Origin of the sequence: Flavitalea plasmicola (assembly GCF_030546645.1) — a bacterium.
Classification (GTDB): Bacteria; Bacteroidota; Bacteroidia; order Chitinophagales; family Chitinophagaceae; genus Puia.
In genome coordinates, this window is the sequence record NZ_JAUOTO010000009.1 from 20,121 (window position 1) to 40,216 (window position 20,096).

19 protein-coding genes are annotated in these 20,096 nt (G+C 52.5%); 9 read left to right on the top strand and 10 right to left on the bottom strand.

Annotated features, from left to right (window positions below; genetic code table 11):
- The first annotated feature begins 104 nt into the window (after positions 1–104).
- Entirely contained in the window at positions 105–1,127 is a 1,023-nt protein-coding gene (locus Q4E93_RS29670; protein ID WP_303591562.1) for an AraC family transcriptional regulator, read from the top strand.
- Here Q4E93_RS29670 and Q4E93_RS29675 read toward each other — a convergent pair.
- Positions 1,102–1,575: a YybH family protein gene (locus Q4E93_RS29675; protein WP_303591563.1), complete on the bottom strand. Its 474-nt coding sequence runs from the start codon at positions 1,573–1,575 to the stop codon at positions 1,102–1,104. The two genes, Q4E93_RS29670 and Q4E93_RS29675, sit on opposite strands and share 26 nt — an antisense overlap.
- A gap of 106 nt (positions 1,576–1,681) precedes the next feature.
- Between Q4E93_RS29675 and Q4E93_RS29680 the strand changes: the two genes are divergently transcribed.
- Positions 1,682–2,647 (top strand): glycoside hydrolase family 43 protein, encoded by a 966-nt coding sequence (locus Q4E93_RS29680; RefSeq protein WP_303591564.1) that lies wholly within the window; start codon positions 1,682–1,684, stop codon positions 2,645–2,647.
- Between the two features lie 263 nt (positions 2,648–2,910).
- Positions 2,911–3,804, top strand: a complete 894-nt coding sequence (locus tag Q4E93_RS29685; RefSeq protein WP_303591565.1) for a type II toxin-antitoxin system death-on-curing family toxin — start codon at positions 2,911–2,913, stop codon at positions 3,802–3,804.
- On the opposite strand, the gene Q4E93_RS29690 is transcribed toward Q4E93_RS29685, so the two are convergent.
- From Q4E93_RS29690 to Q4E93_RS29700, 3 genes are all read right to left on the bottom strand, one after another.
- A complete protein-coding gene (locus tag Q4E93_RS29690; RefSeq protein ID WP_303591566.1) occupies positions 3,794–4,579 on the bottom strand; it encodes a sterol desaturase family protein in 786 nt (261 codons plus the stop codon). The genes Q4E93_RS29685 and Q4E93_RS29690 overlap by 11 nt on opposite strands.
- A 68-nt stretch (positions 4,580–4,647) precedes the next feature.
- Positions 4,648–5,235, bottom strand: a complete 588-nt coding sequence (locus Q4E93_RS29695) for a Crp/Fnr family transcriptional regulator (protein ID WP_303591567.1) — start codon at positions 5,233–5,235, stop codon at positions 4,648–4,650.
- Between the two features lie 335 nt (positions 5,236–5,570).
- Positions 5,571–6,866: a M20/M25/M40 family metallo-hydrolase gene (locus Q4E93_RS29700; protein WP_303591568.1), complete on the bottom strand. Its 1,296-nt coding sequence runs from the start codon at positions 6,864–6,866 to the stop codon at positions 5,571–5,573.
- A gap of 80 nt (positions 6,867–6,946) precedes the next feature.
- On the opposite strand from Q4E93_RS29700, the gene Q4E93_RS29705 reads away from it, so the two are divergent.
- Positions 6,947–7,987 carry a serine hydrolase domain-containing protein gene (locus Q4E93_RS29705; RefSeq protein WP_303591569.1) on the top strand — a complete coding sequence of 347 codons (1,041 nt, stop codon included), beginning with the start codon at positions 6,947–6,949 and terminating at the stop codon, positions 7,985–7,987.
- Here the strand turns inward: Q4E93_RS29705 and Q4E93_RS29710 are convergent.
- The 3 genes from Q4E93_RS29710 to Q4E93_RS29720 form a co-directional block, all read right to left on the bottom strand.
- Positions 7,977–8,882 (bottom strand): helix-turn-helix domain-containing protein, encoded by a 906-nt coding sequence (locus tag Q4E93_RS29710; protein ID WP_303591570.1) that lies wholly within the window; start codon positions 8,880–8,882, stop codon positions 7,977–7,979. The two genes, Q4E93_RS29705 and Q4E93_RS29710, sit on opposite strands and share 11 nt — an antisense overlap.
- A gap of 69 nt (positions 8,883–8,951) precedes the next feature.
- Entirely contained in the window at positions 8,952–9,977 is a 1,026-nt protein-coding gene (locus Q4E93_RS29715; protein WP_303591571.1) for an aldo/keto reductase, read from the bottom strand.
- On the bottom strand, positions 9,955–10,695 hold the full coding sequence (locus tag Q4E93_RS29720) for an SDR family NAD(P)-dependent oxidoreductase (RefSeq protein WP_303591572.1): 741 nt from the start codon (positions 10,693–10,695) through the stop codon (positions 9,955–9,957). The genes Q4E93_RS29715 and Q4E93_RS29720 overlap by 23 nt, the downstream gene beginning before the upstream one ends.
- Before the next feature lie 187 nt (positions 10,696–10,882).
- Here Q4E93_RS29720 and Q4E93_RS29725 point away from each other — a divergent pair, with 187 nt between their 5' ends.
- Positions 10,883–12,181 carry a spondin domain-containing protein gene (locus Q4E93_RS29725; protein WP_303591573.1) on the top strand — a complete coding sequence of 433 codons (1,299 nt, stop codon included), beginning with the start codon at positions 10,883–10,885 and terminating at the stop codon, positions 12,179–12,181.
- 41 nt (positions 12,182–12,222) lie between these two features.
- On the opposite strand, the gene Q4E93_RS29730 is transcribed toward Q4E93_RS29725, so the two are convergent.
- On the bottom strand, positions 12,223–14,604 hold the full coding sequence (locus Q4E93_RS29730) for an ABC transporter permease (RefSeq protein WP_303591574.1): 2,382 nt from the start codon (positions 14,602–14,604) through the stop codon (positions 12,223–12,225).
- Positions 14,605–15,079: 475 nt separating this feature from the next.
- Positions 15,080–16,414: a D-arabinono-1,4-lactone oxidase gene (locus Q4E93_RS29735; RefSeq protein WP_303591575.1), complete on the bottom strand. Its 1,335-nt coding sequence runs from the start codon at positions 16,412–16,414 to the stop codon at positions 15,080–15,082.
- 186 nt (positions 16,415–16,600) lie between these two features.
- Between Q4E93_RS29735 and Q4E93_RS29740 the strand changes: the two genes are divergently transcribed.
- The 3 genes from Q4E93_RS29740 (at position 16,601) to Q4E93_RS29750 (ending at position 19,092) form a co-directional block, all read left to right on the top strand.
- Entirely contained in the window at positions 16,601–16,939 is a 339-nt protein-coding gene (locus Q4E93_RS29740; protein ID WP_303591576.1) for a hypothetical protein, read from the top strand.
- Positions 16,940–17,069: 130 nt separating this feature from the next.
- Positions 17,070–18,275 carry a sensor histidine kinase gene (locus tag Q4E93_RS29745; RefSeq protein ID WP_303591577.1) on the top strand — a complete coding sequence of 402 codons (1,206 nt, stop codon included), beginning with the start codon at positions 17,070–17,072 and terminating at the stop codon, positions 18,273–18,275.
- Positions 18,259–19,092: a LytR/AlgR family response regulator transcription factor gene (locus Q4E93_RS29750; protein ID WP_303591578.1), complete on the top strand. Its 834-nt coding sequence runs from the start codon at positions 18,259–18,261 to the stop codon at positions 19,090–19,092. The genes Q4E93_RS29745 and Q4E93_RS29750 overlap by 17 nt, the downstream gene beginning before the upstream one ends.
- Positions 19,093–19,335: 243 nt before the next feature.
- Here Q4E93_RS29750 and Q4E93_RS29755 read toward each other — a convergent pair whose 3' ends face one another.
- Positions 19,336–19,623, bottom strand: a complete 288-nt coding sequence (locus Q4E93_RS29755; protein WP_303591579.1) for an outer membrane beta-barrel protein — start codon at positions 19,621–19,623, stop codon at positions 19,336–19,338.
- A 127-nt stretch (positions 19,624–19,750) separates the two neighbouring features.
- On the opposite strand from Q4E93_RS29755, the gene Q4E93_RS29760 reads away from it, so the two are divergent.
- Complete coding sequence (locus Q4E93_RS29760; RefSeq protein ID WP_303591580.1) at positions 19,751–20,095, top strand: hypothetical protein; 345 nt, start codon at positions 19,751–19,753, stop codon at positions 20,093–20,095.
- Position 20,096: the final 1 nt, after the last annotated feature.

Genomic DNA, 20,096 nt, shown 5'->3' on the forward strand with positions numbered 1-20,096 from the left:
GGGGCGGGTATTTATAAGATAAATGACGGATATTCAGGAATATATAACCGGATGCCTGGCATTGGGCAACCAATTGGAGGGAAGGTTGTTGAGGTAGATCTTATATGGCAGACATTAAGAAGAACCTTGTTGTAAGTCTTATTTCCTATGCTGCCCAGCAGGATATTCCGGCCGAAGGGTTGTGCCGGCGTTGCGGGATCGACCTGGAGGCTTTGCGGTCGGAGGGACCCGTAGCGATCAGCACGCAGCAGTTGAATGACCTTTTCGGGGCTGCGGTGGCTTTGTCGGGCGACCGGCTGTTTGGGCTGCATTTTGGCGAACGCCTGCAGCTGGCGGCCCTGGGAATCGTAGGAGCGGTGATCCGGAACAGCAGGACCATCGGGGAGGCGCTGGAGAACTGTGCCGCTTATACTCCCTTGCTCACCGATCTTTTTGACCTGACGGTGACGGCGCGGCCGGGAGGGTTTGTGGTCAGGCTGCTGCCTTTTGCGGAACGGCTGCAGGGTTTTCCCCTGTTGAAGAAGCACATCCTGGAGCTATCGATGGCGTTTGTGCTGCATGAGATGGATGGGCTGCTGCTGGTGAAGATGCGGCCGGCGTCTGTGCAGCTGCCTTATTCGGGGGAAGACCTGGCGGAATATCAACGGGTCTTCAGGATCGAAGAGGTGGTCGACGGGGCGGATTATGTGCTGGCCTTTCCCTATGCCTCTTTGAAAGAGCCGATCCTGACGGCCAATTATGCGCTACAGCAGGTGCTGGTGGAGCGGCTGGCGGCGGCCAACAGGCAATATCCCGACGTGCATTCGGTGTCCCGCCGATTGGTGCAGCTGATGAGGGGAAATAGTTACCTGGGTGTGCCGGAGCTGGCTGAAATGGCAGCCAACCTGCATATGAGCGTACGGAGCTTGCAACGTAAGCTGAAGGAGGAGGGCGTGCGCTATCAGCAGCTGGCTGAATCGGTGAGGAAGGAGCTGGCTTTGGATTATTTAAGTGCGGGCGGGCAGTCTGTCAAGCAGGTGTCGTTCATGCTGGGGTATAATGACCCTGGCGCTTTTGCCAGGGCTTTTAAGAAATGGATGGGGCAAACGCCCTTAGATTATATTAAGAGCCGGAAGGAGTCCGCGTGAGGGAATCTGCATTGAACATATCTCTGAGCATCTTCCATCCGTTGGCTAGTTTTTGCCATACGACCAGGTATTTGCCCGTGCCGATGGGTGTGTTATTCGCGTCAAATTGCTGGTAAGTTCCCTGCTCCGTGACATAGTCGCCCGTGTACCCGTACCAGTTAGCCGTCGTAAAGACGATGTTCCGCATGCCCGTGTTGTAGGCGGCTCTGTAAAAGACCTGCAGCCTCTTTTCTCCGCAAAGGGCGGGTGCGTTGGGCGCCAGGAGGCAGGCATCGGAGGTGTAACAATCGAGGAAAAGCGTGGAGTCGTTTTTCGCGAAGGCTTCCCCATATTGTTTGTTGACGCGTGTGATGGACTGGATATCTGTTTCGGGGAGTTTTGCCTGGGCTTGCAGGATCAGGGGGAGTGTGAGCGTCAAAAGAGTGCCGATGGTAGTGATCTTTTTCATTCCTTTTTAGAGTAAAATTAGGCGGGTGGAGGGTCGGATCTACGGGTTGGCGTGAGATGCGGAGAGATTGGCGTGTTTGGTGTATCTTCATCCGACAATCATTCATATGCGCATCAGGATCTGTATACTGCTTCTTTCGCTGGCCCATTTTTCCCATGCCCAGACGCGATCGGGCAATCCGGTCTTCCCCGGCTGGTACGCGGACCCGGAAACGGCCGTCTTCGGTCACACCTATTGGATATACCCGACGTTTTCGGCACGGTATAAGGACCAGGTGTTCTTCGATGCATTCTCTTCCGCGGACCTTGTTCATTGGGAAAAGCACGGGCATATCGTCGATACGAGCGCTATCCATTGGGCGAAGCGGGCGATGTGGGCGCCTGCGATAACTGAAAAGGACGGTAAATATTATTTCTTCTTCGCCGCTAATGATATACAGAACGACTCTACGGTGGGTGGGATCGGGGTCGCTGTGGCGGACCGGCCGGAAGGGCCTTTTTCAGATTATCTGGGTAAGCCATTGATCGATCGATTCCACAACGGCGCACAGCCGATCGACCAGGCCGTCTTTCATGATAAGGATGGCTCGTGGTATATGCTCTATGGCGGATGGCGTCATTGTAATATTGTGCGGTTGAAGCCTGATTTTACGGGACTGCTTCCTTTTCCGGATGGAACGACGTTCAAGGAGATCACGCCAGAGGGTTATGTGGAGGGGCCGTATATGATCTACCGGAAAGGCAAATACTATTTTATGTGGTCGGAAGGCGGATGGGGCGGGCCTGATTATTCGGTGGCTTATGCGATGGCGGAGAGTCCGGTGGGACCGTTTAAGCGGATCGGCAAGATATTGCAGCAGGATATGAAAGTGGCTACCGGAGCGGGGCATCATTCCGTGCTGCAGATCCCGGGGACAGATGACTATTATATTGTTTATCACCGGAGGCCGTTGGAGGAGACGGATGCGAATCACAGGGTGACTTGTATCGATAAGATGGAGTTTGATGAGAAAGGGTTGATTAAGCCTGTGACGATCACGAAGGAAGGGGTGGCTGAGCGTAGGTTGAAATAAGATAGGATCGTGCAGGTGGCTTTTGCGGGTGTTACGGGTTATGTGGTGTCAAAAAGATTTTTTATGCGCTAATGTTTTTAGTATATTTATATCTCTCTTCTACGATATCTCACTCTCCGGGTAATAGGTACCCAATTTTACTTTAACTTTTTAAATTTCATTTTATGGAAGAGAGAGGGAATATTACGTTTTATCAAATTGGTGAGGAGACTCAAATCGAAGTCAAGGTAGAAAATGATACGGTTTGGCTCACACAATCACAAATGCAGCAGCTTTTTCTGCAGACAAAACAAAATGTCAGCCTTCACATTAAAAACATATTTAATGAGAAAGAGTTGGCCAGGGAGGGAAGTGTCAAGAAATCCTTGATAGTTCGAAAAGAGGGAAATCGTAATGTTGAAAGAAGTATCGAATATTATTCTCTGGATGTCATCATTTCTGTGGGCTATCGGGTGAAATCCCAGCGGGGCACGCAGTTCCGGATCTGGGCTAACAAGACTTTAAAAGATTATCTTACAAAGGGTTATGCTATTGACAAACATCGGATGCAACAGCAGTCGCGGCAGCTGGATGAATTGCGGCAGACGGTGAAGCTGCTGGGAAATGTGATAGAAAGAAAGGCATTGAATACGGAGGAGGCGACAGGGCTGTTGAAGGTGATCACGGATTACACATATGCGCTGGATGTACTGGACCAGTATGATCACCAGATACTGGAGATGGGGGCCACGACGAAGGAGGAGCTGTTCCAGATCAATTATCCGGAGGCGATGAAGGCGATCAAGGGATTGAAGGATAAGTTCGGCGGGAGCAGTCTTTTTGGGAATGAAAAGGATGAATCGTTCCAGGGTTCGCTGGCGGCTATTTACCAGACGTTTGGAGGAAAGGATCTGTATCCGAGTGTGGAGGAGAAGGCAGCGAACCTTTTATATTTCGTGATAAAGAACCACTCTTTTTCAGATGGGAATAAGCGGATAGCAGCTTTCCTGTTTGTTTGGTTTTTGGAGAAGAACAGTATCCTGTACAGGCCGGATGGGTCGAAGAAGATTGCGGATAATGCGCTGGTGGCATTGACGCTGATGATCGCCGAAAGCAAGCCGGAAGAAAAGGATATGATGGCGAAGGTGGTGGTCAACCTGATCAACCTTAAGAATTAGCAGGAGATGCAACGCTGAAGCGCTGTCCCTGTATGCGATCGTATTCACGGACGTAGTCGGGATGTTCGGTGCCCATGAGGCGATCCCAGATCCTGAAATAAAGGCCGTAGTTGCCTTTGAACTTGCTGTGGTGCATGTTGTGATGGACGGAGGTGTTGAATATTTCGAAGAGGAAGGAGCTCCTGAAGCTGCGCGGCATGATCTCGTATCCCAGGTGACCATATGCGTTGATGATGAGGCTTATGATCGTGAACAAGGCGATGGTGAGGATATGGACGGGGAGGATCAGCGCGATCAGCAGCAGTACGGCGCCTTCGGTCCAGGATTCGATGAAATGAAAGGAATAGGCGGCCCAGGGGGAGGGATTGGTGGAGCGATGATGCAGCAGGTGGGTGAGCCGGAATATTTTTGGGTGGTGCAGAAGCCGGTGCATCCAATAGAAGTATGTGTCGTGGATGATGAGGCAAAGGAGGAGGCTGAAGACCAGCCATACGATGGAATGATCGGAGAGGTTATGATAAACGAGCGTATATTTTGAGAAAGGGGTGAGGAAGATGATATAGCTAATGATCGTGAAGACGAGGGAGCTTTGGAGTGAGTGCAGGATCTCTCTTCGAAAGTCTTTTTTGCCGGCGTGTTTCTGCTGGATCTTGTTCCGGGTGAAGCGTTCGCGGATGAGGCCATAGAACAGGGCAAAGAAGATGCCGGCGATGACGAAGTAACGCAGGGCCGTGAAGGTGAAGATCCGGGTGATAAGATGGAGTATGGTGTGCATACGTTTGTATTGAACTTGTTGCCATAAAGGTATATTGGACGGAACAGGGAAAAATTAGCAAAAGATAATTAGCGGGGCCGGGCGATCCTTTTCCGGATGCGGCTGAGGGACACGGGGGTGATGCCCAGGAAGGTGGAGATGTGCTTGTTGGGTACCCGGTTGAAAATGCCGGGCTTTTCCTGGATCAGCCTGAGGTAGCGCTCTTCGGGGCTGAGCAATACAAAGGATTCTATCCTTTCAATGGACTGCGAGAGGATCTGCATTAGCAAGAGGTGGCGCATAGCCGATAACCGGGGGTTGTTGTCGATGATGGGTTGAACGGTGGCATAGTCCACCTCCATCAGCGTAGTGTCTTCCATGGCCTGGTAGGTGAAGCGGGATGGTTTTTGATGAATGATGCTGTCGAAAGAAGCGAGGAATTGCTGTTCCCAGCGAAGGCTGATGGTTATCTCTTCCCCGTTGTCCTGGAGATGGTAAGCGCGGATGAGGCCCTGGCTGATGAGGGCAAGCTTTTGAGAAATGAAGCCTTTCTGTATATAGATCTCTCCGGCGCGGAGGATCTTTGTTTCAGCCAGTGTGTAGAGCTGGGTGACGTCTTCGGGTAATAGTCCTTTGAAAAGATGGACGTAGTGGGCTATTTCATCGGCGGGTGACATGCGCCGGAAGGTAAGGAAAAAAAATGACCCCGGATAAATGACGTCCGGGGTCTGCGTGTTGGAGGTATCGGTATATCAGTTGTGAATATCTACGTTAAAGTCGACGTTAAGGTTTTGCCTAAGTAGTATCTAAAAACCTGCCAACCGGGAAGTAATGGGTTTTCAAGATCTTATCGTTTTTTGAGGATATTGGGAGTGGGGATTGTTTTACCCAACCTGGACATTTGGATGCATCGAAATCGATGATTCGATTGTCAATAGGGTTGGTTATTCATGAATGGCCTGGGGCCGTCTTTTCACTGTCAACTATTTATATATATGCCGTCCGGGTGTTTTTAGCGCCCGAGCCTGTAGAGAAAGATCGCCGCGCGCTGGATGAGGACGGGGTACTCCTTGAGGTTGATGGTCTCTCCTGCTTTATGGGCGCCGCCGCCGGAGGCTCCCAGCCCGTCGAGGCAATCCATGTATTGGGCGATGTCCGAAATGTCGCCGGCACCTCTGGCGCCGGGGTCGCCTGCTATTGTTTCTCCGATGCCCATGTCACGGGTGACCTTATCCAGCTGGGCTACCAGTCCGAGATTGCCGGGCGTGGGCTCCATGGAAGGAAGGCCGTCGGTGAAGCTGATGGCCGCCTGGGCGCCGGCAAGGCTGGCGGCTACGATCGCCTGCATTTTTTCACGGGCGGCGTTCTTTTGCGCTTCGGAGAGGAAGCGCAGGTCGCCTGTCACGTGCGCCGCAGGGGCGATGATATTGGTTTTGCCCAGGACTTCGCCGCGGGCATCCTGGTCCGTGAGCTTCATCCCGGAGCCACCGACGATGAGACCGGGGTTAAAAGTGAGGTATTTCTCGTGGCTTAATTGTTCCCTGAATGTGTTGAGGATGCGAGCTGCCTCATAGATGGCGCCAAAGCCGGCCGAGTCGGTGAATACCTGGGAGGAATGCCCTGTACGGGCGGTGATGTCCAGGGACCAGCCGCTGGCGCCACGGCGGGCGGCGGCTACGGTGTGGAGGCCCATGGCCGATTCGAAACCGAGGGCTATGTCGCATGTCTTCGCCCTTTCGATGAAATCTTTTCTGGCCACCTGATGCGGGAAGCCGGATCTTTCCTCATCACCTGTAAAATAAGCGACGATATTAAGGTCCTTCAGCAGTCCGGCGGCCTGCAGGCCTTGCAAGGCTGCGATCATTACCACGTCTCCCCCTTTCATATCGTTGACGCCCTGGCCTGTGGCGGTGGAGTCATTCAAGACTGTATAAAGACCCGCGGGCATATCGGGTTCGAAGACGGTGTCCAGGTGGCCGATGAGGAAGAGCTTTTTACCTTTTTTGCCTTTATGTGTAGCTACGAGGTGCCCTGCCCGGTGGAGGGAGTCGGGTTCGGCGACCCATTCGATGGTGAAGCCCAGCTTTTCCAGCTCCTTCGCATATATGGCCCCGACCTTTTTCACGCCTGCGATGTTGAGCGTACCACTGTTGATGTTGACGGATTCGATCAGCAGCCGCATGGTGCTGTCCATATGGGTGGTGACCCAGGCGATGGCTTTTTTTTCAGCGGGTGAAAGCTGGGCCTTTGCAGTAAAGGAGACCACTGAAGCCAGAAAGGCGAACAAATAGCAGATAGTTTTACTCATGGTAGACTAAAGATATTAAACCCGGATTGTTTTTCCCGGTCAATAGGGCTATGTTATTAAAAAATACAGGGATAGCAATTTTGTTTGTTTTGGTGGCTTCGGCCGGGCGGGCGCAGCGCACGGATAAGCTGGACCAGTGGATGGAGGATCATGTAAAAGAGATGGGCGGCCGGGCCATGCTGGCGGTATGGAAGGATGGAAAGCTGGTGTATAGCCAGTCGGCCAACGAGATGACCCGAAAACAGAAAATGGTGAACAAGTTCATCGCCCGGCGTCAGAAAAAGGAGGCGGACCTCAGTGATTATACAATGTCTACCCGCCAGCCGATTGCCAGCTGCAGCAAATGGCTGAGCGCTGCGCTGGTGATGACCTTTGTAGATGAGGGAAAACTACAGCTTTCCGACACCGTAGGTAAATACCTGCCAGTGCTTTCGGCCCATGGAAAAGGGATGATCACAGTGCGCCAATGCCTCAGCCATCTTACGGGGATCAACGAGCCGCCTTTGAAGGAGAGTCTCAAGGATTTGAGGAAGGTCGGCAGTATGGACGAAGCGATGGAATATATTGCGAAGATGCCGATGGAAGGGACCCCAGGGGAAGTTTTCCATTATAGCAATGCGGGGTTGCAGATTGCAGGGGCCATCATCGAGAAGATCGGGGGCGCGAGTTTTGAAGAGCTTTTTGCGGAACGGATCGCCCGGCCGCTGGACATGAAGGATACGGATTTTGGAAAGGGGAGGGTTGCCTTGCCGGCAGGAGGCGCCAGCAGTACGCCGGAAGATTATTTGAACTTCCTGGTGATGATCCTTGGGAAAGGCGTGTTCCAGGGGCACCGGATATTGAGTGAAAGCAGTGTAGCGGCGATGGAAAAAGATCGGATCGATCCGGACGTAAGGGTTGCCTATTCACCTGTGCCGATGGCACAAATCGGCTATGGCTATGGGGAATGGGTCGTGCGGCCGGAGGGTACAACGGTGACCAGTCCCGGATTATTCGGGAGTGTGCCATGGGTGGACAATGAAAAAGGGTATTGTGCTTTTTTGATGGCCTTCTATATAAAGCGGGATGACAGGGAGGCGAGATTCAGGGAATTGAAACAGCTGGTGGACGCTAGCCTCTGAATGCCGAGGGAGTCATATGGGTTTGTTTTTTAAAGAAGTGGTTGAAATGCGCCGGCTCTTCGAATCCCAGGCAGTAGCTGATCTCGGAAATATTCCAATCTGTATGTTTGAGCAGGGCTTTGGCCTCGCTGGCCAGTCTTTCAGAGATATGCCCGGTGGTCGTCTTGCCTGTGCTGAGCTTGATGGCACGGTTCAGGTGATTAACGTGAACGTTTAGCTGCTCGGCAAAGTCCCGGGCGCTGCGGAGGGTAAATTGCTGAGACGCGGACTCGATGGGGAACTGGCGTTCCAGCAGCTCGGTGAATACGGCTGTGATCCTGGCATTGGCATCCTTGTGCTGGTAGAGCGCTTCCGTCGGCTGCATTTTCAGGGCATAATGCACCATCTCCATGATGTAATTGCGGATCAGGTCGTATTTAAAACGATAGTCGGACCTGAGCTCTTCCAGCATTTTTTCAAAGACATGGCTTACATTCTTATCCTGTGTGGGGTCGAGCGTATAGGCGGGTTTGCCGCCGGTTGCGTACATGGGCAGCTCGCGCAGGCTCACGCGCATGTGGTCGCTGAAAAATTCTTCCTTGAAGATGCAGAAATAACCTGAATTGGTTTGGCTCTCGTCCACGTTCTCGAACGTATAGGGTACGCGGGGGTTGAAGAACAGCAATGCCGGTCCGGATACTTCCAGGCTCTTATCCGCATAATGATAGATGTGATGGCCGCGCATGAGGGAGATCTTATAGTAATCCCGCCGGGCATAGGTGACGGGTTTTTTGCTGACCAGGGCCAGGTCCTCTATTTTGAATGCATTGAAATGTCCCACCTCTCTTTCCAGGTTGTCCGGGATGCCGAGGCATTTATTACGATAGAAGTCTGCGATGGTTTCGGTGTTGGACATTGCTGTTCGCTTTTGTTTGTAGTTGTTCCAGGTTGTGTTCGTAGTTGTTCTATGTTAGTTTATGCTGCGTTAAGAACGTTCCCATTTACGGTCCTTGCCCTGGTATTCCAGCATCCACCCGGGGTATTCGGGGGCCAGTTTGCTGGCGGTGTCCAGCTTTTCCAGTTCGGAGGGGTCGAGCTTCAGATCGATGGCTGCGAGGTTGTCTTCCAGCTGCTGGGGTCTTTTGGCGCCGATGACGATGGTGCTCACGACGGGCTGGTGCAATAACCAGGCGAGGGCGATCCGGGCTACGGAGACGTTCCTGGGCTTTGCGATCTCCTGCATGGCATCAACGACATTATAGACTTTTTCCCGATCCACCGGCGGGAAGTCGAAGTTCACGCGACGGCCTTCTTCGGGGGCGCTATTGCGGGTGTATTTGCCGCTGAGCAGCCCACCGGCCAGGGGACTCCATACCATCAGGCCTATTTTCTGATCCAGTAGCAAAGGTACGATCTCTCTTTCTATATCGCGGGCGGCGATGGTGTAGTAGGCCTGCAGCGAGATGAATTTTGCATAGTCGTGGCGTTCGGAGACGGAGAGGGATTTCATGATATGCCAGGCGGACAGATTGCTGCACCCGATGTAGCGTACTTTGCCGCTGGTGACGAGGGTGTCGAGTGCGGCCAGGGTTTCTTCCAGGGGTGTCAGCGTATCATATCCGTGGATCTGGTAGAGATCGATATAGTCTATCTGCAGGCGCCGCAGGCTTTCTTCCACCTGTTGCAGGATGTGCTTGCGGGTGAGGCCCAGGTGATTGGGACCTTCGCCTACCCGGCCCCGTACTTTGGTGGCGATGATGAGGTCGTCCCGTCGCAGGCCCAGGTTGCGGAGGGCTGTACCCGTCATCTGTTCGCTCAGCCCTTCGCTATAGACATTGGCCGTGTCGATGAAGTTGATGCCTGCCTCTACGGAGCGGCGTACCAGCGCGTCCACCTCGTCCTGCGGGAGGGTGCCTATGGCAGAATAGAGTCCTTTTCCGCCAAACGTCATGGTGCCCAGGCAGAGTTCCGATACTTTAAGGCCTGTATTACCTAACAAATTGTATCTCATTATTTGAATGTTTTTCAAGTTTTAAGGGAGTAGTATGATTATCCAGCAATAGGAGGCGGGGCGGGTTGGGCTGACCGGCCAGCTCGATGAAGCCTGCGGCTACTTCGTCGTGATCGTGGAGCCTCACATTCTCCATGGTGAAATATTCTTTTGACCAGAGCTGTGCCTGGAAAGCCGCGGGGGCGACAACGGTGATGTTGATCCCCAGGCTGTGCACTTCTTCCATGATCCTTTCGGAGAGGCCCAGAATGGCGTGTTTGGTGGCTGCGTACATATCCGTATCGGCAGCGGAGGCGCAGGCTGCCAGGGACGAAATGTTGAGGATATATCCTGAACGTTGCCGGCGGAGATAAGGGAGGACTTTGTACATGACCGTCATGGGCGCCACGGTGTTGATCGCGAAGCAGCGGTCGATGACAGCGGGGCCCAGCTCTTCCATGGCGCCATGGACCGCATAGCCTGCGTTATTGACGACCACGTCGATGCGGCCAAAAGTCTTATGCGTGTCGGCGATGGCCTGTTCTATTGCCTGTTCATCCGTCAGGTCGACCTGGAGGGGCAGGAAGTTCCCGGCCAGGGCGGTGATATTCCTGGAGAGGTTTGCGATCGATCTTGTGGTAGCGGCCACCCGATCGCCTTTTTCCAGCAGCATCTTTACGAAGGCAAGGCCCAGTCCATGAGAGGCGCCCGTGATAAACCATACTTTTTTGTTGTGCATGATCGGTGGTTTTGGATACTACAAATGTAGTCCGGGAGGATGGCGTGGTTGTTATCGCTTTCAAACCAATAGTTGCGAAATTCAAACAATTGGGCCTTTTTGTTAAGGAAAGCATAAGGCTGGATAGTATGTCAAGTGGTTGTCAGTTCACAGGCAGGAAGGGGGGGAAATTTGTGAAAAAGCAATTATGACAAAGACAAAACTACGTTTATGGCCTGCGCTGGTATTGCTGCTTCCAGCGCTTGAATCCTGCAAGAAAGATGACCATGGAGGCGGCCCCAAGGAGAAAAAGACTATCATGGTGACCAATGTATTAGATTCCAGGCCGCTGGTAGAGTCGGGGACTTTTCAGGGAACGGGCTCTCCGGCGCTGATATTGCCGGGACAATCCACAACCATCACTTTTTCCGCAGCCAAAGGAGAGGCTTTAACCTTTGCCACTATGTATGGATGGTCCAACGACCTGTTCTTTGCCCCGGCCAATCCGGGGATCGCCGTTTATGATGCGCAAGGGATGCCTATTGAAGGGGATGTTTCCGCACAAGTGAAATTATGGGATAACGGGACGCGGATCAACCAGGCGCCAGGCGCTCAAGCAAATCATCCGGGGACAGCGGACGTGCATAATATTACAGAAGTGAAGGGTACGGATGCGCAGGGCAATACTTACCTGGCGGCCTCTTCGCTGGTGAAAGCAACCTTGCATTATAATGGCAATTCCACCTTTACGCTGACCCTGCAAAATATTTCAGGGGGCACGGCCAATGAAACGCCGCTCAGTCCCGGGGTGTGGGCTGTCAGTTATATTGTGGGCGGATCGTTGCTGAGCCCGAACCCATTGTATAAGGAAGGGCAACCAACCGCCAATGGACTTACTTCCATTGCCGAGGCGGGGAATAATGCGCCGCTGCACACGTATGTCCAAAGCATTACGGGGATCTTTACTCCCTTGTCGCCCGTACTGGTAGTGATCTATAACGGGATCGACAATCCCATCTACAAAGTGGGAGAGAAGGATAGGGGGATGGGGCTAACGCCGCTGGCACAGAAGGGTAATGCAGATACATTAGCGGCCAACCTGTTGCATAAGCCGGGTATCAAGGCAGTGTATGTGCTGCCTGCGGCTGTAACGAAGGTATTGCTGCCCATGATGGGAGATATGGCGGGCAGCCAGGTATCGCAGGAAATTTCCGTGAGCAAGGGAGACAGGCTGGCCATTGCGACGATGTATGGCTTCTCCAACGATTGGTTCTTTGCGTCCATGGGGAATGGGGTGGATGCGACGATGACGGGGGATATTTCCACTACGATCGGACTGTATGATGATGGATCGGCGGTGAACCAGTTCCCGGGCGCCGGAATTACACAATTCAACCTGGCAGGGACGCCGCTGGCGGAAAGCAAGCCTATTGCCGTGGTCCCGAATCCGAATGCGTTCACCACCCTGCCCGCTATTAAGAATATCATCAAAGTGACGGTACAGTAGGAGGATCAGCCATCCGTTTTTGGGGAGAGTGGTTTGATATTTTACTCCGTCCGAATGCTTTTTACGGGATTGGCCAGGGCAGCGCGAATGCTCTGGTACCCGATGGTGAAGGCTGCAATACCGGCTATGATCAGCAGACCTGCTATGAACAGCCAGGGGCCCAGGACTATATGGTATTTAAAGTTCCGCAGCCACATGCTCATGAACCACCAGGCGGCGGGTGCAGCTACCAGGAAAGCGATGACAATGAGCCGGCCGAACTCTTTTCCAAAGATCCACAGGATGCCCGTGACAGTGCTGCCTAAGATCTTGCGGATGCCGATCTCCTTTGTCTTTTGCGTCACCATGAAAGCGACCAGGCCATATAGACCCAGGCAGCCGATGAAAATGGCGATGAAGGAGAAGATACTGACGAACTTGAGAATGATACTTTCAGTCCGATAGAAAGAGGCAATGGACTCGTCCAGGAACTGGTATTCGTAGATCTTGCCGGGGAACGAGCTGCTCCAGGTCTTTTCGAGCGCGGGCATGACGGCGGTGATATTCTTCATATTCAGCCGGACGGCATAAGCCTGATAGTTCTCTGCATAAGAAGTGATGCAAAGAGCGTCGATGTCTTCGTGCAGGCTGCGGTCGTGGAAGTCTTTTACCACACCGGTGACGGTGAGGTCCTTGCCGTTCATTCTTATGTTCTTTCCAAGGGCTTCTCCGGGGGTTGCCAGCTGGAGCTTGTTGATCATTGTCTCATTGAGCACGCATTCCCTGGCGCTGTCGCTGGGGAAGATATTCCTGCCTGCCACCAGGTGGAGTCCAAATGTCTGCAGGTACTGATCGTCGGCGGACTTTACATTGACCCTGAAGATCTCTGCCTCGGAACGGGTGTCAAAACGGACCGTAGTGGTCCAGGAATCTTCCCAGGCGGGTGCCGCATAACAAAGGGATACTTTTTCAACGCCGGGAATGGCGGCGAGGCGCTGCTGCAGCGTGTTGGCTTGTAATCCTGCCGGGCCTCCCATGGGCAGCATCACGATGGCATCTTTATTGAAGCCCAGGTCCGTGTCCTTTGTATACTCCATTTGCCGGGTGATGACCAGCATGGCCATGATCAGGATCAGGGAGATCGTAAATTGGGTGACGATCAGAGCGCGCCGCATATTGAAGCCGCCAATGTGCTGCTGCGACAGCCGGCCTTTCAACGCCACCACGGGACGGAACCCGGAGAGGATAAGGCCGGGATAGGCGCCTGCCAGGAAGGTGACCACCAGGATGAGCAGTGGAATAAAAAGCAGCAGCTGCAGGTCTGCAAAATCGATGGACATGCGGGACTCGAACCATTCATTGACAGTGGGTAATGCTACCAGGGACAGGCAGATGGCCAGTCCGGCGGCTACCAGTGTGATCAGTCCCGTCTCGGCGATGAATTGCCAGAAGAGCTGGCCCCGCAGACTGCCCAGTACCCTGCGGATGCCCACTTCTTTTGACCGTCGTAAGGCTTGCGCCGTCGCCAGATTGACAAAATTGACACAGGCTGTGATAAGGAGAAATAGCCCGATGATGCCCAGGATCCATAAATTGCGCATAGCCATCGGACCCCCATACCGGGCATCGAAGTGAATTTCCGCCAGGGGTTGTAACTTATAAATATGGACGTTCTTGCTCTTGGGCCGGTATTTTTTTACATATGCGGGCAGCAGCTGTTCCACCTGCCGGGGATCGACACCCGGCCTGAGCCGTGTGAAACATTGCAGCTCCGAAGAGATGCCACCCCAGGAGTCGTCCTGGGTCATCCATTCATTGTAGGAACGGAGGGTGGGCCAGGAGACGAAGATGGTCGTTTGCCTGTCGGAATTGACGGGCAGGTCTTTTAGGATGCCTGTGATGCGGCAATCGATCTTGTCGTCCAGCCGGATGGTCTTGCCCATCGGGTCTTCCCTGCCAAAATATTTGTGTGCCGTGCTTTCGGTGATAATGGCAGTGTTGGGTTCGGTGAGCGCTGTTGTCTTATCGCCTTTTAACAACGGGAAATTGAAGATGTCGAAATAGCCGGCTTCTGTGAATGCCATGCCATCTTTTTCCTTGAATTTTTTCAGGTCGGCGCCGACATGGAAGGAGACCTGGGTGCTTTCCCAGGAAGCGATGCGGGCTGTCTGTTCGCTGAAGCTGTAGTCATCGCGGAAGGCTTTGCCGAAGGGGGGTGGGACGCTGCCGGTGTAGCTGACGATGTCGCGATGTTGTTCGGTTACGAAACGGTAGATACGGGAGGAGTCTTTGTGGAAGTTGTCGAAACTGAGGTGGTATTTCACTAAGGTGAAGATGAGGATGCCGCAGGACATGCTGAGGGCCAGGCCTAAGATATTGAGGGTGCTGTAAGTTTTGTTACGGAACAGCACGCGGAAGGCGATTTTGCAGTAGGTTTTCAGCATAATTAGGCGTTGGGAGTTGAGGTTTGGGGTCAATTAGGGTGCCAGGGTGTAGTTGGTTGTTTTTGATGGGGTTAGGTGTGGGGATGGTTTAGATATGTTCGGTTTTGAGACATTCGGCTGTGCGGTTTTGGGTTTTAGGTTTTAGGTTTTTGCCTTTTTGCTTTGCCGGCAGCTATGTGCCTTCCGCCGCTGTACTTTCCTCTCTCCGATCAATTTCAGCAAAGACTGATCGAGGACTAAAGCCAGACATTAACACACTTTTCTCCCGTCGGAAAGATAAGGCGGCTACAGGCCTAACCGAGCGGAGCGAAGGTTACGAACGAGGAAAAGCGAGGAACGAAGCTTTGACGAAGTTCTCTGCCTGTGGTCGTGTGGGGGCGAGAGGGGTATACCTCTTTTTTGCGGGGTTTTTGGTTTTTAGGTTTTGGGTTTTAGGTTTGGAGTAGGTGTGGTGGGAGTTTATTTCCTTTTGGTGTTAGTATAGGTTTTTGGTGAGGAATTCATTACGAAATTTTCCGTTGGGGTCGAGGGAGGCGGCGAGTTGTTTGAAGTCGTTCAATTTTTCATAATGATGTTGGAGGGTAGCCGGGGACATGGTGAAGAGTTTACCCCAATGCGGCCGGGCGTTGAAGGGGGCCAGCTCCTTTTCAATGACGGGTAATAGTTTGCTGACGGCGGGCCAGTCCGGTTTCCAGGTGAAGTGGATGGCGAGGGAGTCCTGGTTCCTGCAGGGGCTCATCCACAGGTGGTCGGCGGCGATGGTGCGGATCTCGGAGATAAAGAGATGGGGGCTGACTTGCCGGCCGAGGCGGGCGATGGCGGAAAAGGCTTCTGCTCCGTGGTGAAGAGGGACGAAGTATTCTGTCTGCAGCTCTGCTCCATTACTGGGTGTAAAGCCCATCTTAAAATGTGGTAGCCTTTCATGCCAGGGGCCAGGAACGCCCATTTGTTCCGTGCAGTTTTCTGCCGGGTTGGCGGCAATGGGGTGAAGGTTCTTTGTGGCGGCGGTTGCTCCAAAGAGTTCGCTGACAGGTGCGGGATCCCTATCTACCCGGCTTTTTACCCAGACCTCGTTGACGGAGTCTCGTTGCCAGTCGGTGAAAAGGCTTACGCTATAGCCTGTGGAGAGGATCTTTTCGAAGTTGTCTTTCAACTGTGCAACGGGCAGATGTTCGTAGACATTTTGCCGGACGAGAAAACGGGGTTGGATGGACAGCGTGACCTTCGTTATTATTCCCAGGGCGCCCAGGCCGACAACGGCGCCGTAGAATTCATCGCCATTCCTTTCTTTTGAGAACTGTTTCACTTCACCCGCTGCTGTGACGATCTCCAACGCTGTAACAGCGGTGGCGAGATTGCCATTGCCGACGCCCGAGCCATGTGTCGCCGTGGTGATCGAGCCCGCCACTGAAATATGCGGCAACGATGCCAGATTGTGGAGGGCATAGCCTTTTTCATCCAGGTAAGGCGCCAGCTCCCCGTATTTTATGCCTCCCTCTACCGTGACCGCGTTTGCCGCCGTGTCAAGGGAAATAACCTTGTTAAGGTCCCTGCTGGAGATGAGGTTCGCCGTACTGTCGGCAATCCTGTTGAAGCAGTGCCGCGTGCCCAAGGCCCTGTATTTTTGCAGCTTTTTCACCAGGCTTTGCACCTCTTCTACCGAGCGGGGATAATGTACGTGATCCGTACTATATTCAATATTGCCCGCCCAGTTCTTTAACCTGCCATCGTCATTCTGGCCCATGGCGGGCATGATCGTACTGCCGGCGGCGACGGCTGAAGATAGCTGTAAGAAAGTCCTTCTTTTCATCTGATGCAATTTACGGGTGGGATGGATCGACGATCCCATCGGGTTAAAGGTAGGAGAAAATCGTCGACAAAGGACGTTGGGCGTTGATTTAGGAGCTGGCCGATGTGGCGTGTCCGTATGAGGGCGCACAGGGCATGTTGATCCACTTTTCCATTTATGGGGCGATTGGACGTGTAGTTTCGAAGTATGAAAAAGACAATACTTGCCATCGGCGTGGGGTTTATTCTTGGGCTGGCCGCCCTGCCAGCCGCAGCGCAGGATGATGTACGACCTGCGCCCAGCTGGGTTTCGGATAGAGGATACTGGGTAGTGGAAAGTAACGGGGATTCCTGCGTTGTACATTTTTATAATAATGACAATCAACTGGTGCGCCAGGAGCGGATGAAAGGTAGTTTGAATACGGACCGTAAAAGGACGAAGCTATGGTTGACTAAGGAGCTGGAGCAGGCGGTGACAGCTTGGGAGAAGAGGGGGAAGTCCGGGGAGGAGAGGTGGATGACAGTGAAGGGTAGAAGGGGTGAATAACAGGTGAAGGTCGAATAAGGTCGGGGGAGGTTCGTGAAGGCCGGGGAAGGTTGGCGAGGAAGAAGAAGGTTGGTTAAGGCGAGCGAAGGGTTTGGCCGTTAGTCGACCAAAATCGTCTTTATATCGACAAATGACGAGCGGGGATGCAAATCCGGCCGGCGATGATTATTTTTATAGCATGGAGGCCTATCCATTCATATTCTCGAATGAGCTCAGCTACCGGCTGAAACGGCATCTTTTGTTCTGGAGCCTCTGGTGGCTGACACAGGCTTTCCTGTATTCGTTTGCGCACGGATGGTCCCAATTGACCTATCCGCAGGCGCTGGCGTTGTCCATGGTCGACGCCTTGTTCTACATGGCGCCTCATATCTTTCTTTCCTATTCCCTCATCTATTACGTGATACCTAAGTTTGTCGTGAAAGGGAAATATGTCCAAACTGCCATATTGGTGGTGCTGTTGTTCATTGCCACAGGCGCCATGTCAGCCGCGATAAGCGTCTATGTCCTTGACGGGGCCCGGCGTTGGATATTAGGCGATTTTGTTCCTCGGAGGCTTGATAATATCTCCAGCTTTTTTATGAGCCTGATGGCCGGCCTGCGCGGAGGGGTTACCATCGGTGGCGTGGCTGCTGCTATCAAACTGATGAAGTACTGGTATGTTAAACAGGCCCGTAACCTGGAACTGCAGAAGGAAAATGTCGCTTCACAGCTGCAGCTGCTGAAAGCACAGGTACACCCTCATTTCCTATTCAACACGTTAAATAATGTTTATTCGCATGCGCAGGTGGGGTCATCGTCGGCTCCTGTGCTCATTGCGGGATTGTCAGACCTCCTGCGGTATATGCTATACGAATGCGACCGGCCGCTGGTGCTCCTGGACAAAGAGCTGAAGATGGTGGAGGACTATGTCTTGCTGGAACGGGTACGGTATGGGAATAAACTTGACGTGGTCGTTCAACTTTCAGGGAATACACGGGATGTTTATATAGCTCCTTTACTGTTGCTGCCTTTTATAGAAAATTGTTTTAAGCATGGGACCAGCCAAATGCTTGACCAGCCATGGGTGAGCCTCCAGATCGTCCTTGATGGCGATGAGATGAAAATGAAATTATTAAATGGTAAAGCGCCTGGGTTGTCCATTGGCGGCGGTGGCATAGGGATCGCCAATGTTCAAAAACGCCTGGAATTCATGTATCCGGATAAACATCAGCTGGTGATCAACAATGAAGACGATGTTTATATTGTAAACCTGCGATTGCAACTGGAAAGGCGTGCCGGATCCGAGGTCCGGCATGTGGTGAACGCTAATAACAAACATTATGAACCCGCACAATAGTCCGCCCATTCAATGCCTGATCGTGGATGATGAACCACCTGCCAGGGATATCCTCCGCCGCTATATCAGCGAGATGCCCATGCTGGAGCTGGCGGGAGAATGCGGGAATGCCATGGAGGCGCTGAGCCTGTTGCAGCAACGATCTGTCGACCTGGTGTTCCTGGATATTTGCATGCCGCAGTTGAAAGGGACGGAATTGGTGAAAGTGTTGAAACATCCTCCCCAGGTGATATTTACCACGGCTCATGCGGATTATGCGTTGGAAGGGTACGAACTGGATATTGTGGATTATCTGCTGAAGCCTATACAGTTTGACAGGTTTGTCAAGGCGGTGAGCAAGGCAGCCGGCGGTGCCGGTAATTTTATTGGTTCTGGAGGTTCTGGTGGTTCTGGAGGTTCTGGTGGTTCTGGGGGTTATGGAGGTTCGGGAGGTTCGGGAGGTTCGGCCGGCTCTGGTGGTTGGACCGGTCCGGTTACGGGGCCGGTTACTGGTTCGATTACGGGTGGGAGAGATGCATTCGTTTATTTTCGGATGGACCGTAAGATGGTGAAGGTAATGCTGCAGGATATACTGTATGTGGAGAGTATGAAGGATTATGTGAAGGTCCATACAAGTGATGGCGTGATCATTACGAAGCAATCTATTTCTTCGGTGGAAGCGATGCTGCCGGAGCAGGCTTTTATACGTACGCATCGTTCGTTTATTGTAAGCATTGGGAAGATCAGGTCGTATACGCATGAGTTAGTGGAGATTGAGAAGGTGGAGATACCGATTGGGAAGTTGTTTAGGCAGGGGGTGAGGAAGGTGTTGGGTTAGGAGGTTTAAGATTTAGGTTTTTAGTTTTTGCTTTTTTCATTGCCGGCAGCTATAGGCCTTCCGTCGCTGTATTTTAGGTACCACTGTGCGCTTTTTCTTTATTGAGCGGAAATTCTATTGTGCTTTTGTGCCTGAATGTCCTGGCCTAAAATAAGGCTCCTTCAGGCTATAGCTGACCGGCGGGCCCTGCCATTCACGGTATCATGCGGGGCGAGGATTTGGGTTGTAGGGTTGGGTTAGTTGTTAGTTCATTCTATTCTTTATTTCTTCGATACCTGTCTGGCGGGTGCGGGCGGTTTTGACCCGGGCGTTGCCAAAACGGTAAGTGAAGACCAGTTTTACAAAGCGGGTTTCGGCGTTGTCGCGGGTGATGGAAGAAACGTCGAAGGAAGACGTCGTATAGCGCCGTTTGTTACTATTTAAAATGTCGGTGATGTTGAGCGTGAGGGTACCCTGGTCCTTCAGGATGCTTTTGGAGAAACCAGCTCCCATTTCGAATTGCTGTTTGAATCGGTAGGCGCCGACAGCCATGGGGCTGTAATGAGGAGTTTTGGGGGATGATTTTTTCAGGAGGCAGGCATTTATACAACAAATGCCTTCAAAAAGTCATTGACCCGGAGGGTGAATCTTCCAACATTTGCATTTCAAACTTTATAGTATGAAATGGCACCGGTTTTTGTGTATCGTCGATGCGGTGATTGACATGCAGGAGCGGGGATTCGATCTTGATTTCAACCTGACGGGCAACCGGCTGCTATGCGCTCAGCAGGCACTCTTGATTGGGGCCAATGATTTTGAGATCCTGGAGATGCATTACTTCCCACGGAGCCGACAATCATCCTGTGAGCGAATGGTGTATGGGATTTGCGTCCCTTCCTGTGGTATGAAAGGGATATTGATCTTAGGAACGGATAAGTATACGGCGTTCCCCGAAGTGATCACTTTGAAGCTGGGAAGCTACGTGTCCGGGAGAAGGATAGGGATCCAGAGCAGGTTGCTATAAA